We start from the raw sequence: 14,732 nt of genomic DNA on the forward strand, positions 1-14,732 counted from the left end.
TGCGGGGCAGTCCTTGTCTCACACATCACAGCGCTCCGATATACCCAGCGGGGTATAATTGAGCTATGAAAACCACGACCTCGCTCGTGGTCCTGGGAGCGGGAACGGCCGGCACGATGGTCGTCAACAAGCTCCGTCGCCGGCTCCCGGCCAGCCACTGGCGCATCACCGTCATCGACCGCAACGACACCCACGACTACCAGCCGGGGTATCTCTTCCTCCCCTTCGGCGCCACGACGCCCGAGCAGGTGCGTCGTGCGAGGCATCCCCTCATCGCAGACGGGGTCGAGCTCGTCCTCGCGGAGGTCGACCGGGTGGATCCGGACGCCCGCACCGTGCGTCTGCAGGACGGGCGGGAGATCGCCTACGACTACCTCGTCATCGCGTCCGGCACGACTCCCAGGCCGGACCAGACGCCCGGCATGCTCGGTGAGCAGTGGCACCGCTCGGTGGGCGAGTTCTACACCTACGACGGCGCCCTCGCCCTGCGCGAGCAGCTCGCCCACTTCACCGGCGGACGGCTCGTCGTGCACATCACGGAGCTGCCGATCAAGTGCCCGGTCGCCCCGCTCGAGTTCACCTTCCTCGCCGACGACTGGCTGCGCCACCGTCGCCTGCGCGAGCGCACCGAGCTGGTCTTCGTCACGCCCCTCGACGGCGCCTTCACCAAGCCCGTCGCGAGCCGGGAGCTCGGCCACCTGCTCGAGGAGCGCGGCGTGGGCGTCGAGACCGACTTCCTCGTCGAGCGCATCGACCAGGAGCGCAAGGTCCTCGTCTCCTACGACGAGCGTGAGGTGCCCTACGACCAGCTCGTCACCGTCCCGCTCAACATGGGGGCCGACTTCGTGGCCCGCTCCGGCCTCGGCGACGAGCTGAACTACGTCCCCGTCGACCGGCACACGCTGCGTTCGACGGCCTACGAGACGATCTTCGCCCTCGGCGACGCGAGCAACATCCCCACCTCCAAGGCGGGCTCGGTGGCGCACTTCTCGGTGGACGTCTTCGTCGACAACTTCGTCGACCTCGTGGCCGGCCGGCCGATGACCCGGTCCTTCGACGGCCACGCCAACTGCTTCGTCGAGTCCGGCGGGGGCTAGGCGCTGCTGCTCGACTTCAACTACGACACCGAGCCGCTCACCGGCACGTTCCCGCTCCCCGTCGTCGGGCCGCTTCGCCTGCTCAAGGCCTCGCGGGCCAACCACGTCGGCAAGCTCGCCTTCCGCCACCTCTACTGGCACGTCCTGCTGCCCGGGCGACCGATGGGCCTGCCCGCCCAGCTGTCCATGGCGGGCAAGAGGCCCGCCGCCTGAGAAAGGAACGTCACGATGACCACCACGACCATCGCCGGCCACCCCGTCGAGGTCAACGAGGAGGGCTTCCTCACCAACCCGCGCCAGTGGAGCGACGAGCTCGGTGCCGAGCTGGCCCGCCTCATCGGGATCGAGCTCGGCCCCGAGCACTGGAAGCTCGTCCACTTCCTGCGCGACGACTTCGCCGCCCAGGGCGAGACGGCCACGCTGCGCCGCGTGAGCACGTCGACCGGCGTGCCCGTGAAGCAGCTCTTCGCCCTCTTCCCCGGCAAGCCGGCGAAGAAGCTGGCCTACGTCTCCGGGCTGCCCAAGCCCAAGGGGTGCGTCTGAGCCGCCTCCCGGTATGCCGGTCCACCCACCCACCCACTCGAAGGAGGCCTTCCCATGACCGACACCATGCCGGTGATCCTCCCGTCGTTCGACGATGCGGCGACCAGCGGCCGCAAGCTCGCGATCATCTGCAGCAAGGGCACCCTCGACATGGCCTACCCCGGGCTCGTCCTCGCCAACGCCGCCCTCGGTGAGGGCATCGAGACCCACCTGTTCTTCACCTTCTGGGGCTTCGACATGATCAACAAGAGGACCATGGGCGACCTCAAGTTCACCCCGCTCGGCAACACCGCGACCCACGTGCCCCAGGGGCTCGGCGGCATACCGGGCATGACGCATCTGGCCACGTCGCAGATGAAGAAGGCCATGGCCGAGCTCGACATCCCCGAGGTCCCCGACTTCCTCGACCAGATCGTCGCCTCCGGCGGTCACCTGTGGGCCTGCCGCATGTCGGCCGACCTGCAGCACCTCCACGAGGCGGACCTGCGTGACGACGTCGAAGGCATCATCTCCGCCGCCGACTTCATGGAGCTCACCGAGGGGGCGCAGATCCTCTTCATCTGACCGGGTAGGCCAGGCCCCGAGAGGAGCAGCCGCCAGTCGTCGCCGGACCGGGACCCCTGGCCGGATCGGCGCCGGGAGCGGCGGTGTGGAAGGATCGGGCGACCGCCCCGCACACCGCCCAGGAGGCTCCGTCATGCCCGACGCCCTGACCGTCCCGCTCCGGCGGGTCCTGCTCAAGCTCTCGGGGGAGGCGTTCGGCGGGGGCAAGGTCGGCGTCGACCCGGCCGTCGTGGCGGGGATCGCCAGGCAGATCGCGCCCGCCATCCGCCAGGGCGTGCAGGTGGCCGTCGTCGTGGGAGGCGGCAACTTCTTCCGCGGCGCCGAGCTGCAGCAACGCGGCATGGACCGCACCCGGGCCGACTACATGGGCATGCTCGGCACGGTCATGAACTGCCTCGCGCTGCAGGACTTCCTCGAGAAGGAGGGCGTCGAGACACGGGTGCAGTCGGCGATCTCGATGACCCAGATCGCCGAGCCCTACATCCCACGGCGGGCGATCCGCCACCTCGAGAAGGGACGCGTCGTGATCTTCGGCGCAGGGGCCGGGATGCCGTTCTTCTCCACCGACACCGTGAGCGCGCAGCGGGCGCTGGAGATCAAGTGCGACGCGGTGCTCATGAGCAAGAACGGCGTCGACGGGGTCTACGACTCCGACCCGCGCCGCAACCCGGACGCGCAGAAGCTCGACACCGTCACCTTCACCGAGGCGATCTCGGGCGGGCTCAAGGTCGTCGACGCCGCCGCGTTCGCCCTGTGCATGGAGAACAAGCTCCCGATGGTCGTCTTCGCCATGGAGGGCCCGGGAAACATCACCCGCGCGCTGCTGGGTGAGAGGATCGGCACGCTGGTCACCAACGACTGATGCCCGTGCGAGCAGCGCCGGGCGTCGGCGTCCGCAGCCGCACCCCGGTCACCACCGGTCACCACAGACGAGGAAAGAAAACCCGATGATCGAAGAGACCCTGTTCGAGGCCGAAGAGAAGATGGACAAGGCCGTCGAGGTCGTGAAGGAGGACTTCGCCGGCATCCGGACCGGCCGGGCCAACCCTGGGCTGTTCAACAAGCTGCAGGTCGAGTACTACGGCGCCCCGACCCCGCTGCAGCAGCTCGCCTCCTTCCAGAACCCGGAGGCTCGCACGATCCTCGTCATCCCGTTCGACAAGTCGGCGATGCACGCCATCGAGAAGGCCATCCGCGACTCCGACCTCGGCGTCAACCCGAGCAGCGACGGCAACCAGATCCGCTGCGTGATGCCGGAGCTGACGGAGCAGCGTCGCCGCGACTACATCAAGCTCGCGCACCAGAAGGCCGAGGAGGCCCGGGTCTCCGTCCGCAACATCCGGCGCAAGGCCAAGACGGACCTCGACCGTCTCGTCAAGGACGGAGAGGTCGGCGAGGACGAGGGGGCGCGAGCCGAGAAGGAGCTGGACGCGCTGACGAAGAAGCACGTCGACCTCGTCGACTCCCTCGTCAAGTCCAAGGAGACCGAGCTGCTCGAGGTGTGACCTCGATGCTCGCCCGCCCATGTCCTCCGACGAGCCAGCAGAGTCCTCGGGCACCGAGGAGCGCTCCGGCAGCGAGGCGCCACCCGTTCCGGAGCCGGAGCACCACGGAGAGGGACTGCTCGAGGTGACTGCCCCCGTCCCCTACGAGGCCTCGCTCGACGACGTCGCGACGCTGCCACCCGAGGAGGTCCTCGAGAAGAAGCCGCCGCGCGCCGGCCGCGACCTCAAGGCCGCGATCGCGGTGGGCCTCACCCTGGGCGGGCTCGTCGTCGGCACCCTGGCGGTGCGGAAGGAGTCGTTCCTCGTCCTGCTCATGGCCGCCGTGGCAGTCGGCGTCTGGGAGATGCGGGCCGCCCTGCGGCCGACCGGGGCGCGGGCCGCGCTGGCCCCAGCGGTCCTCGGCTCTGTCGGGATGCTGTGGGCCGCGTATGCCGGCGGGCCGGCCGCCCTCACCGCGGCCTGGTGCCTCGCCTCCGTCGCGGTGGTCCTGTGGCGCGCCGCCGGCCCCCCGGAAGGCGCAGCGCGGGACGTGCTCGGCGGCATGTTCATCGTCACCTACCCGGCGTTCCTCGCCGGCTTCTGCGCGCTCCTGCTCGCAGCCGAGGACGGCGTCGGCCGGGTCTTCGTCTTCATCCTCATCACCGTGTGCAGCGACGTCGGGGGGTATGCCGCGGGCGTCCTCCTCGGCAGGCACCCCATGGCGCCGTCCATCAGCCCGAAGAAGTCGTGGGAGGGATTCGGCGGGTCGGTGCTCCTCTGCGTCGCCGGGGGCGCCGTCACGGTGCGCCTGATCCTCGGCCAGCCGTGGTGGATCGGGATGCTCCTCGGCGTCGGCGTCGCCGTCGCCGCCACGGTCGGGGACCTCATGGAGTCCCTGCTCAAGCGCGACCTCGGCATCAAGGACATGTCCAACCTCCTTCCCGGCCACGGTGGCCTGATGGACCGGCTCGACTCGCTCATCGTCGTCGCGCCCATCGTCTGGGCGGTCCTCACCCTGCTCGCGCCGACCGCCCGGTAGGCGGACCGACCACGCTGGCGGGCCTGAGACAATGGACGGGCCATGAGCACCTCCGAGCCCTCCGCGCCCTCCGCGCCCTCCCGGCGTCCCGTCCCCCTGCCCGAGCCGACGACCGCCCCACCGGTCCCCGGCCAGCTGACCTTCCGCGCGCCCCGGCGCGCGAAGCCGCCGCGGCACCTCGCCGACCTCAGCCCGGCCGAGCGCACCGACGCGGTGGTGCGCCTCGGGCAGCAGGGCTTCCGCGCCCGGCAGCTGTCGACGCACTACTTCGATCGGCTCACCCTCGACCCGGAGCGGATGACCGACCTGCCCAAGGCCGTGCGTGGCGGCCTGGTCGCGGACCTCCTGCCCACCCTGCTCACCCCCGTCGTGCGGCGCACCGCGGACGACGGCCAGACGATGAAGTACGCGTGGCGCCTGCACGACCGCGCCATCGTCGAGTCGGTCCTCATGCGCTACCCGGGGCGGGTGACGATCTGCATCTCGAGCCAGGCCGGGTGCGGCATGAACTGCCCCTTCTGCGCCACCGGACAGGCCGGGCTCACGCGCAACCTGTCCACCGCCGAGATCGTCGAGCAGGTGGTGTGGGCGGCGCGGGCGCTGCGGGCCGGGGAGCTCGCCGGTGGCGAGGCGGCCGACCGCGAGGCCCCGCTGCGCGTCAGCAACGTCGTCTTCATGGGCATGGGGGAGGCCCTCGCCAACTACCAGCAGGCCATCGGCGCCATCCGGCGGCTCACCGACCCGGTCCCGGACGGCCTCGGCCTGTCGGCGAGGGGGATCACGATGTCGACGGTGGGGCTCGTGCCGGGCATCGACAAGCTCGCCGCCGAGGGGGTGCCCGTGACGCTCGCACTGTCGCTGCACGCACCCGACGACGAGCTGCGCAACGAGCTCGTGCCGATCAACACCCGGTGGTCGGTCGACGAGGCGCTCGACGCCGCGCACCGCTACTACGCGACGACCGGCCGACGCGTGTCCATCGAGTACGCCCTGATCCGGGACATCAACGACCAGGGCTGGCGGGCCGACCTGCTCGGGGAGAAGCTGCGCCGGCGCGGCCGCGGCTGGGTCCACGTCAACCCCATCCCGCTCAACCCGACGCCCGGGTCCAAGTGGACCGCCTCCCGGCCGGGGGTCGAGCAGCACTTCGTCGAGCGGTTGCGGGCCCACGGCATACCGACGACGGTGCGCGACACCCGCGGCCAGGACATCGACGGGGCGTGCGGGCAGCTGGCGGCGTCCACCGCCTGACCGCCGAGCGGCCACGGGCTGCCAAGCCGGTCACTCCCGCCCCGGCCCACTGGCACCGCCCGGTGCGGGACGGCAGAGTGAGGCCATGAGCACCGGCGCCTACGCCCGCACCTACCAGGCCAGCATCGAGGACCCCGCCGCGTTCTGGGGGGCGGCTGCGCAGGACATCGACTGGGTCACGCCCCCGACCACCGTCCTCGACGACTCGAACGCGCCGTTCTACCGGTGGTTCCCCGACGGCGAGCTCAACGTGTGCTTCAACGCCGTGGACCGGCACGTGGCCGCGGGCCGGGGCGACCAGCCGGCCATCCGCTACGACTCTCCCGTGACCGGGACCACGCGCACCATTGCGTATGCCGAGCTGCTCGAGCAGGTGCGGGCGGTCGCGGGGGGCCTGAGGGGGCTCGGGGTCGACAAGGGCGACCGGGTCGTCATCTACATGCCGATGGTGCCCGAGGCGGTCGTCGCGATGCTCGCCTGCGCCCGGATCGGCGCCGTCCACTCCGTCGTCTTCGGCGGCTTCGCCCCACAGGAGCTCGCCGCGCGCATCGACGACGCCGCGCCCAAGGTCATCCTGTCCGCCTCGTGCGGGGTGGAGCCGAGCCGGGTCGTGCCCTACAAGCCGTTCCTCGACGAGGCGATCAACCGGTCCGCGCACCAGCCCGACACGTGCGTCATCCTCCAGCGCGAGCAGCAGCCGGCCGAGCTCGGGGAACGCGACGTCGACTGGCGCGACTTCGTCGCCGGTGACGCGGCCCGGGCGGGCGCCGACCCGGTCCCCGTGCGCGGCACCGACCCGCTCTACGTCCTCTACACGTCCGGCACGACGGGCAAGCCGAAGGGCATCGTGCGCGACAGCGGTGGGTATGCCGTGGCGCTGCGCTGGTCGATGAAGGCCATCTACGACGTCGGGCCGGGCGAGACGCTCTTCACGGCGAGCGACGTCGGATGGGTCGTCGGCCACTCCTACATCGTCTACGCGCCGCTGCTCACCGGCGCCACGACGGTGCTCTACGAGGGCAAGCCGGTCGGCACCCCGGACGCCGGGGCCTTCTGGCGGGTCATCGCGGACTACGGCGTCAAGGCCCTCTTCACGGCCCCGACGGCCTTCCGCGCGATCAAGAAGGAGGACTCCGGGGCCACGCTCCTCGCGGCATACGACCTCGCCGGCTTCGAGACGCTCTTCCTCGCTGGGGAGCGGCTCGACCCGGACACCTACGAGTGGGCTTCCGCCACGCTCCGGGTGCCGGTCATCGACAACTGGTGGCAGACGGAGACCGACTGGCCGATCGCGGCCAACCCCAAGGGCATCGAGCAGCTGCCGATCAAGCCGGGGTCGCCCTCGGTCCCGGTGCCGGGCTACGACGTGCGGGTGCTCGACGGGGAGGGCAACGAGGTCGAGCGGGGCCGGGAGGGGGCGATCTGCATCAGGCTGCCCATGCCGCCGGGGACCCTGCCGACGCTGTGGCGCGACGACGAGCGCTACGTCAGCTCCTACCTGTCCGCCTACCCCGGCTACTACCTCACCGGAGACGGCGGCTACATCGACGAGGACGGCTACATCTTCGTCATGGGCCGCACCGACGACGTCCTCAACGTCGCGGGCCACCGGCTCTCGACCGGCTCCATCGAGTCCGCCCTGGCCGGGCACGAGGCGGTCGCCGAGTGCGCCGTCATCGGTGTGCGCGACGAGCTCAAGGGCCAGGTGCCGAGGGCCCTGGTCGTGCTCAAGTCCGGCGTCGACGCCGCAGCCGACGGGGAGCGGATCTGCAGGGAGCTCGTCCAGCGGGTCCGGGCGGAGGTGGGCGCGGTCGCCGCCCTGCAGCAGGTCGACATCGTCCCGGGCCTGCCGAAGACCCGCTCCGGCAAGATCCTGCGCAAGACGATGCGCGAGATCGCCGACGGTGGCTCGCCCTCGGTGCCCGCCACCATCGAGGACGCCGGCGTCCTCGACGCGCTCGGCCCCGTCCTGCGCCGGGACTGAACCACCCCCTCACGTCGAGTGGCCAGTTCCGTGCAGGGCCCGCACCCACCTGCCCCGCCCCCACGTCGAGTGGCCAGTTCCGTGCAGGGCCCACGCGCGTCCCGGGGCAACGCTCACGTGGCAATGCGTGCAACCGCTGCGTCGAGGTCGTCGACGAGGTGCAGTGAGCCCGCCATCCGCCGGCTCCGGGCCAGCGCCTGCAGCGCCGGCCAGATCGGCAGCTGCTCCGTCCAGTGCCACCGACCGACCAGGACGAGGGGTGGCAGCGGCGCCTCCTCGCGGGCGTAGTAGAGGGGCGTGACCGCCTGGAAGATCTCCTGCACGGTGCCCGCCGCGCCGGGCAGCACGACGACGCCCCCCGTGCAGCGGGCGAGGAGGCCGTCCTCGCGGATCGCGTTGGAGAAGTACTTGGCCACGACGTCGCAGAAGACGTTGGGCGGCTCGTGGCCATAGAACCACGTCGGGATGCCGAGCGAGCGGGCCGACGGGCCCAGCGTGTCCGTCGGCGCTGGCGGCTCGTCGCCGACGATGGTCTGGCGCACCTGCAGCGCGAGCGACGCCCACGAGGTGACGTCAGGGCGGAAGGAGGGCACCCGCTCCAGCCGACCGAGCGCCTCGGACAGGGCGACGCGGTCGCGGCAGAACGCCCCGAGGTTGGCCGCCTCCATCGCACCCGGGCCCCCGCCGGTCGCGACGAGGTGCCCCGCCTCGGCCAGGTCGTGTCCCAGGCCAGCGGCGGCGGCATACCCCGTCGACCCGCGGGCCAGCGCGTGCCCACCCATGACGCCCACGACCGACCGGCCGGCGACGAACTCGTCCAGCTCGTCGGTGACCGCGTCGTCGTGGATGGCGCGGATCAGCGTGCAGTAGGCGTCGGTGCGTAGCCGGGCGTCGACCGACCAGGCGTAGGCGCGGGCGTCGGGGGTCGCCGCGTAGCCACCGGCGTCCAGCCCGGCATACAGCTCCTGCGGCAGGTAGAGGCCCCGCCAGGGGTCGACGGGCGCATCCGTCACGGCGGGGAAGAGGATCGCGCCCCGGACCTGGAGCGCGTGCGCGACGTCGGCCGGAACCGTGCCACCGAGCACGACGAGCCCCCTGAGGTCGTCGTGCTCGGCCAGCCGGTCGCCGTAGGCCGTGAGGTCGAGGTGCTGCAGGCGCAGTCCGCGAAGGGAGCCGCCCCCGTCGAGGTGGTCGTCCAGCTCGTCGAGGTCCTCGATCTCCATGGCGCCATTGTGCCGAGCCGCCTGCACGGCCCGGACCGGACGCACTTGCCACATCCACCGGTGGCAGGATCGGCGGATGCTCGGCGTGCTGCAGGGGTTCGCGACGATCGGGGCGGTCGTCGCCGTCGGCTGGCTGCTCGCCCACGTGCGCGTCCTCGACGAGACGGCGCAGGTCGCCCTGTCCCGGCTGGCCTTCGCCGTCGCGTCGCCGGCGCTGCTGCTCACGGTCATGCAGCGCACGCCGCTGGGCGCCCTGCTCTCGCCCAACCTCTGGACCTCGCTGGCGAGCGTCGCCGCCGTCGTCGCGGCGTATGTCGCCCTCGCCGTCGTCCGCTGGCCCGGGCGGTCGCTCGGCGAGCGGGTCGTCGGGAGCCTCTGCGCCTCCTACGTCAACGCGGGCAACCTCGGCATCCCGATCACGCTCTACGTCCTCGGCGACGTGGCCTGGGTGGCGCCGACGCTGCTCCTCCAGCTGCTCGTGCTCACGCCGGTGGCCATGGCGCTCCTGGACCGCGACGCCCGGTCCGGCCGGCCCACGCTCTGGCACGCGCTGCGAGGGGCGGGCGGCAACCCGGTCACGGTGGGAGCGGTCGCGGGGCTGCTGCTCGCCGCCCTCCAGGTGCAACTGCCTCGGGTGGTCTCGGCCGCCGTGGAGCTCCTCGGTGCGATGGCCGTCCCGTCGATGCTCATCGCCTTCGGGATCTCGCTGCGGCTCGGTCCACGACCGGCGGCGGGGGAGTCCGCCGGCCACGTCGGCCTCCTCGTGGTGCTGAAGACGCTCGTCCAGCCCGCGGTGGCGCTCGGCGTCGGCGCCGCGGCGTTCGGGCTGCGCGGGCACGCGCTCTTCGCCGTCGTCGTGACGGGTGCCCTCCCGACGGCGCAGAACGTCTTCACGTATGCCGTGCGCTACCGCCGGGAGGTGCACCTGGCCCGGGACGTCGTCCTGCTCAGCACCTTCGCCTCGGTCCCGGTCATCCTCGGGATCGCGGCGGGCTTCCACGCCCTGGCCGGGATCTGACCGCCCTCAGAAGTCCCCGCCGCCGAAGTCCCCGCCGAAGTCCCCGCCGCCGAAGTCGCCGAACCCGCCGCCGAAGTCGCTGCCGAGGTCGCCACCGCCGTCCCCGGCGTAGTCCACCCCCGAGTCGGCGCCGGTGTCCGCGCCCGTGTCCGCGCCCGAGTCGCCGCTGTCGCCGGCTGGGTCACCCGTGTCGGCGGCGGCCGCCGCCTCGGGGGAATCGTCGAAGCCGCCCATCATCGCGTCGGCGATGGCGGAGCCGACCACGACGCCGGCGATGGTCCCGAGCATCGAGCCGGCGAACATGCCACCCATGCCCATGCCACCCATGCCCATGCCACCGCGGCCCATGCCCATGCCGCCACCGCCGAACGCCTGTGGCAGGTAGCCGGGCTGGCGCATCTCGGCCCGGGTCGCGGCCCGCGCGAGCTCGGCCGGATCGGCACGGGTCGGCCGCTCGGCCTCGGGCAGGTCGGCGCTCATCCGCTGCAGCACCTGCTGGCGCTGCTCCTGCGTCAGCTTCTCGAACGCCTCGCGGTGCACCTGCTCGATGGCCTCGGGCGGCGCGGTGCGCAGCAGGTACTTGTACCGCGCGATGGCGCGCTCGTCCTCCTCCGAGGCGCCGCCCGAGGGAGCCGGCACGGCATACGGCTGGCCCGAGGGCGGCGGAAGCGAGCCATCGCGCGGGGCCGGGGCGCCGGTGCGGGACGAGGAGAGCGGCTCACGGCCGAGCAGCCGGTCGAGAAAACCCATGGTGGGACCCCTTGGAGTGTCGATGCTGGGAGTGTGCTGACAACGACACCCCTACCCCGTGAAGTTCCCGCTACAACCGGGTCCGACGGGCGGGCCCCCCCGGGTCAACAGGCCATGAGGCCGAGGGCGAAGCCACGAGCGTGCAGCCGCGGGACGAGCAGGTCGACGGCCGCCACGGTCTGTGACCGGTCGCCGCCGCCGTCATGGAGCAGGATCCGGGCGCCGGGAGCGACGGCCGCGAGAACCCGGTCGACGATCGTCCACGTGCCCGGCCGCGACCAGTCGCGGGGGTCGACGGTCCAGAGGATCTGGCGCTGGCCGCGTCCCACGATGATGCCGAGCACCCGGCTGTTCGTGGCGCCGTAGGGCGGGCGGACACAGCGGGGCCGGTAGCCCAGCGCGGACTCCATGCGGTCCAGCTCCGAGGTGATGGAGGCGTTCGGGAGGGTCGTCAGGTCCGGGTGGTCCCAGGTGTGGTTGCCGACGAGGTGACCTGCGGCGCGCACGGATCGGGTGACGTCCGGGGCGGCCGCGATGTTCTGTCCGACCTCGAAGAAGACCGCACGAACGCCGTACTTGAGAAGGACCGCAAGGACCTGCGGGGTATAGGTGCGGTGGGGGCCGTCGTCGAAGGTGAGGTAGACCGTCCCGGCAGACGGCGGCGGCGGCGGCGGAGGTGGAGGTGGAGGTGGCGGGGGCGGGGGCGCGGCGCCTTCGCCCGGGAGGCGGATCGCCTGCCAGCCGGCGCCGATGACGGGGTAGGGCGAGACCCACCCGCCGGTCCCGTTGCCTCGATACAGGATGAGGTGCCCGTCGGCGGCCCGGGCGAGGACGTCGCTTCGCCCGTCGCCGGACCAGTCGCCGACGCCGAGGAGTGCCGTGAACTGGTTCCAGCCCCGGCCGACCACCATGGCGCCGGTGACGCCACCGGCGCCGTCCCCCCGGAAGAGCTGCAGGTCGCCGGTGGCGGTGTTGCGGGCGAGGAAGTCGACGACCCGGTCGCCGTCCCAGTCGCCGGTGAGCACGAGGCCGTCGTACGAGCCCCAGCCGCTGCCGACCTGCCTGGCCCCGGAGAACCCGCCCGTCCCGTTGCCGGTGTAGAGCCAGAGTGCGCCGGTGTCCCTGCGGACGGCGAGCAGATCGGCTCGTCCGTCGCCGCTCCAGTCCCCCGGCGAGAAGATCTGGCTGAAGACGTTCCAGCCGCTGCCGATGGCCGTCCAGTCGCGGAACCCCCCGGCCCCGTTGCCGGAGTAGAGCCACAGGGACCCGTTGTTCGGGTCCCGGGCGATGACGTCGGTCCCCGGCCGGCCGTCCCAGTCGCCGACGAGGCGGATGTGGTCCCGCGCGCTCCATCCGGTGCCGAGCTGGGTGCGCACCCCGGAGAAGCCGCCGAGGCCGTCGCCGCGATAGAGCCAGAGCACGCCGTCGCTCGTCGGGCCGACGATGTCGGGGTGGCCGTCGCCGCTGAAGTCGGAGGCCACCGTCGCGGTGACCGGGGTCACGGCCCCCGCCGGTGTCGCGGGCCCCATGGCGGGAAGGGCCAGTGCCCCGGTCAACAAGGCCCCGCAGAGCGCCGCACCCCACCTGCCACCACGCCCACGGCCGTTCATGATCAGCCCTTCACGCCCCTCAGGGCCATGGTCGCGCGGCAGCCTCCGCAGGGGTAGGGGCCAAGGTCCCGCCCGTCTCAGCGGTGGTTCTCAGTGGTGGTTCTCAGTGGTGGTTCTCAGCGGTGGTTCTCAGCGGTGGTTCTCAGAGGTGGTTCTCCGCCTCCGTGAGCACCGACCGCAGCCGCGACTCCATCTCGTCGAACTGCTCCGGGCCCATCGTCAGCGGCGGCGCGAGCTGCACGACGGGGTCGCCGCGGTCGTCGGCGCGGCAGTAGAGCCCCGCGTCGAAGAGCGCCTTGGACAGGAAGCCGCGCAGCAGCCGCTCGGCCTCTGCGTCGTCGAAGGTCTCGCGCGTCGCCTTGTCCTTGACCAGCTCGATCCCGTAGAAGTAGCCGGCGCCGCGGACGTCGCCCACGAGCGGCAGGTCGAGCAGCCGCTCGAGCGTGGCGCGGAACGCCGGGGCGTTGTCCTTAACGTGCTGGGTCAGGCCCTCGCGCTCGAAGATGTCGAGGTTGGCCATGGCGACGGCCGCCGAGACGGGGTGGCCGCCGAAGGTGTAGCCGTGCGGGAAGTACGTCGTGCCGTGCCGGAAGGGCTCGAAGAGCCGGTCGCTCGCGATCATCGCGCCGATGGGGGAGTAGCCGCTCGTCAGCCCCTTGGCGCAGGTGATGATGTCGGGCACGTAGCCGAAGTCGTCGCAGGCGAACATCGAGCCGATCCGCCCGAAGGCGCAGATGACCTCGTCGGAGACGAGCAGCACGTCATGCGCGTCACAGATCTCGCGGACCCGCTGGAAGTAGCCGGACGGCGGCGGGAAGCAGCCGCCCGAGTTCTGCACCGGCTCGAGGAAGACCGCCGCGACGGTGTCCGGCCCCTCGAACTCGATCGCCTCGGCGATGCGGTCCGCGGCCCACCGGCCGAAGGCCTGCTCGTCGTGTCGCAGGTGCTCCGGTGCCCGGTAGGCGTTGGTGTTGGGCACCTTGAACGCGCCGGGCACGAGCGGCTCGAACATCTCCTTGGCGGCCGGTATGCCGGTGATGGACAGGGCTCCCTGCGGGGTGCCGTGATAGGCGACGGCGCGGGAGATGACCTTGTGCTTCGTCGGCCTGCCCGTCAGCTTGAAGTACTGCTTGGCCAGCTTCCACGCCGTCTCGACCGCCTCGCCGCCACCCGTGGTGAAGAAGACCCGGTTGAGGTCGCCGGGAGCGTATGCCGCGAGCCGCTCGGCGAGCTCGATCGCGCTCGGGTGCGCGTAGGACCAGAGCGGGAAGAACGCCAGCTCGCGGGCCTGGCGTGCGGCCGCCTCGGCGAGCTCCTCGCGGCCGTGCCCGACCTGGACGACGAAGAGCCCGGCGAGGCCGTCGATGTACTCGTTGCCACGGTCGTCCCAGAGGGTCCAGCCACGGCCTCGGGTGATGACCGGGACCGAGTGCCCCAGTCCGCCCGCCGAGCCGGGCTCCTCGAAGACCGAGTGCCGCGTGAAGTGCATCCACAGGTGGTCGCGGGCCGCCTGGGCGTAGGTGGCGCCGGTGCGGGTGGACCGGTCGGACTCCGGCTCCCACACGTCGTTCGGGTCGACGGTCATCGGGTCCCCCAGTTGTAGAGCTGTTTGTTGAGCTTGAGGTAGACGAAGGTCTCCGTGACGGTCACGGAGGGAAGGTTTCGGATCCGGGTGGTGAGCAGCTCGAGCAGGTGGTCGTCGTCCTCGCAGACCACCTCGGCGAGGATGTCGAAGCTGCCGGCGGTGGTGACGACGTAGGAGACCTCCTCGATGGCGGAGAGCGCCTGCGCCACTGCAGTCATGTCGCCGGCGACCCGTATGCCGACCATCGCCTGGCGTTGGAAGCCCACCTGCAGAGGGTCGGTCACGGCGACGATCTGCATCACCTGGGCATCGAGCAGGCGCTGCACGCGCTGGCGCACCGCCGCCTCCGACAGGCCCACCTCGCCGGCGATCGAGGCATAGGACTTTCGCCCGTCCTGCTGCAGCTGCTCGATGATCGACTTGGAGACGTCGTCAAGGCTGGTCGGGGCCTGGCGGCCCGGCCGCCCGCGGGCCCGCTTGGTCGTCATGCCTCGATGGTGACCTGCGCAACCGCGCCTTGGCAACCACGATTGCGACTGAATCCGAAGCCAGCGCACCGACAGCCTTTCGAATTCGTAGGGACC

General features: G+C 71.9%; 14 protein-coding genes. 9 read left to right on the forward strand and 5 right to left on the reverse strand.

Annotated features, from left to right (window positions below):
* Positions 1 to 65 precede the first annotated feature (65 nt).
* From VFJ94_RS12295 to VFJ94_RS12330, 8 genes are all read left to right on the forward strand, one after another.
* The gene (locus VFJ94_RS12295) at positions 66 to 1,097 is read left to right on the forward strand and encodes an FAD/NAD(P)-binding oxidoreductase (protein ID WP_325004501.1); all 1,032 of its coding nucleotides are present in this window, start codon (positions 66 to 68) and stop codon (positions 1,095 to 1,097) included.
* A gap of 228 nt (positions 1,098 to 1,325) precedes the next feature.
* Positions 1,326 to 1,640 carry a TusE/DsrC/DsvC family sulfur relay protein gene (locus VFJ94_RS12300; protein WP_325004502.1) on the forward strand — a complete coding sequence of 105 codons (315 nt, stop codon included), beginning with the start codon at positions 1,326 to 1,328 and terminating at the stop codon, positions 1,638 to 1,640.
* 54 nt (positions 1,641 to 1,694) lie between these two features.
* Positions 1,695 to 2,204, forward strand: coding sequence for a DsrE/DsrF/DrsH-like family protein (locus tag VFJ94_RS12305; RefSeq protein WP_325004503.1), 510 nt, complete (start codon positions 1,695 to 1,697; stop codon positions 2,202 to 2,204).
* Between the two features lie 133 nt (positions 2,205 to 2,337).
* Entirely contained in the window at positions 2,338 to 3,066 is a 729-nt protein-coding gene (gene pyrH / locus VFJ94_RS12310; RefSeq protein WP_325004504.1) for a UMP kinase, read from the forward strand.
* Positions 3,067 to 3,151: 85 nt separating this feature from the next.
* Positions 3,152 to 3,709 (forward strand): ribosome recycling factor, encoded by a 558-nt coding sequence (gene frr, locus VFJ94_RS12315; protein WP_325004505.1) that lies wholly within the window; start codon positions 3,152 to 3,154, stop codon positions 3,707 to 3,709.
* A gap of 19 nt (positions 3,710 to 3,728) precedes the next feature.
* A complete protein-coding gene (locus VFJ94_RS12320; RefSeq protein ID WP_325004506.1) occupies positions 3,729 to 4,727 on the forward strand; it encodes a phosphatidate cytidylyltransferase in 999 nt (332 codons plus the stop codon).
* A 42-nt stretch (positions 4,728 to 4,769) separates the two neighbouring features.
* On the forward strand, positions 4,770 to 5,978 hold the full coding sequence (gene rlmN, locus VFJ94_RS12325) for a 23S rRNA (adenine(2503)-C(2))-methyltransferase RlmN (RefSeq protein WP_325004507.1): 1,209 nt from the start codon (positions 4,770 to 4,772) through the stop codon (positions 5,976 to 5,978).
* A gap of 85 nt (positions 5,979 to 6,063) precedes the next feature.
* Complete coding sequence (locus VFJ94_RS12330; protein WP_325004508.1) at positions 6,064 to 7,962, forward strand: propionyl-CoA synthetase; 1,899 nt, start codon at positions 6,064 to 6,066, stop codon at positions 7,960 to 7,962.
* Between the two features lie 113 nt (positions 7,963 to 8,075).
* On the opposite strand, the gene VFJ94_RS12335 is transcribed toward VFJ94_RS12330, so the two are convergent.
* Positions 8,076 to 9,185, reverse strand: coding sequence for a Rossmann fold nucleotide-binding protein (locus VFJ94_RS12335; protein WP_325004509.1), 1,110 nt, complete (start codon positions 9,183 to 9,185; stop codon positions 8,076 to 8,078).
* Positions 9,186 to 9,261: 76 nt separating this feature from the next.
* Here VFJ94_RS12335 and VFJ94_RS12340 point away from each other — a divergent pair, with 76 nt between their 5' ends.
* Complete coding sequence (locus tag VFJ94_RS12340; RefSeq protein ID WP_325004510.1) at positions 9,262 to 10,203, forward strand: AEC family transporter; 942 nt, start codon at positions 9,262 to 9,264, stop codon at positions 10,201 to 10,203.
* Positions 10,204 to 10,209: 6 nt separating this feature from the next.
* Here the strand turns inward: VFJ94_RS12340 and VFJ94_RS12345 are convergent, their stop codons facing one another.
* The 4 genes from VFJ94_RS12345 to VFJ94_RS12360 form a co-directional block, all read right to left on the reverse strand.
* Positions 10,210 to 10,953 (reverse strand): hypothetical protein, encoded by a 744-nt coding sequence (locus tag VFJ94_RS12345; protein WP_325004511.1) that lies wholly within the window; start codon positions 10,951 to 10,953, stop codon positions 10,210 to 10,212.
* A 104-nt stretch (positions 10,954 to 11,057) separates the two neighbouring features.
* Positions 11,058 to 12,482, reverse strand: coding sequence for a polysaccharide deacetylase family protein (locus tag VFJ94_RS12350; protein ID WP_325004512.1), 1,425 nt, complete (start codon positions 12,480 to 12,482; stop codon positions 11,058 to 11,060).
* Between the two features lie 223 nt (positions 12,483 to 12,705).
* Positions 12,706 to 14,148, reverse strand: coding sequence for an aspartate aminotransferase family protein (locus VFJ94_RS12355; RefSeq protein WP_325004513.1), 1,443 nt, complete (start codon positions 14,146 to 14,148; stop codon positions 12,706 to 12,708).
* A complete protein-coding gene (locus VFJ94_RS12360) occupies positions 14,145 to 14,636 on the reverse strand; it encodes an Lrp/AsnC family transcriptional regulator (protein WP_325004514.1) in 492 nt (163 codons plus the stop codon). The genes VFJ94_RS12355 and VFJ94_RS12360 overlap by 4 nt, the downstream gene beginning before the upstream one ends.
* Positions 14,637 to 14,732: the final 96 nt, after the last annotated feature.

Origin of the sequence: Intrasporangium sp., from assembly GCF_035688975.1 — a bacterium.
In the GTDB taxonomy this organism is placed as follows: domain Bacteria; phylum Actinomycetota; class Actinomycetes; order Actinomycetales; family Dermatophilaceae; genus CALMNV01.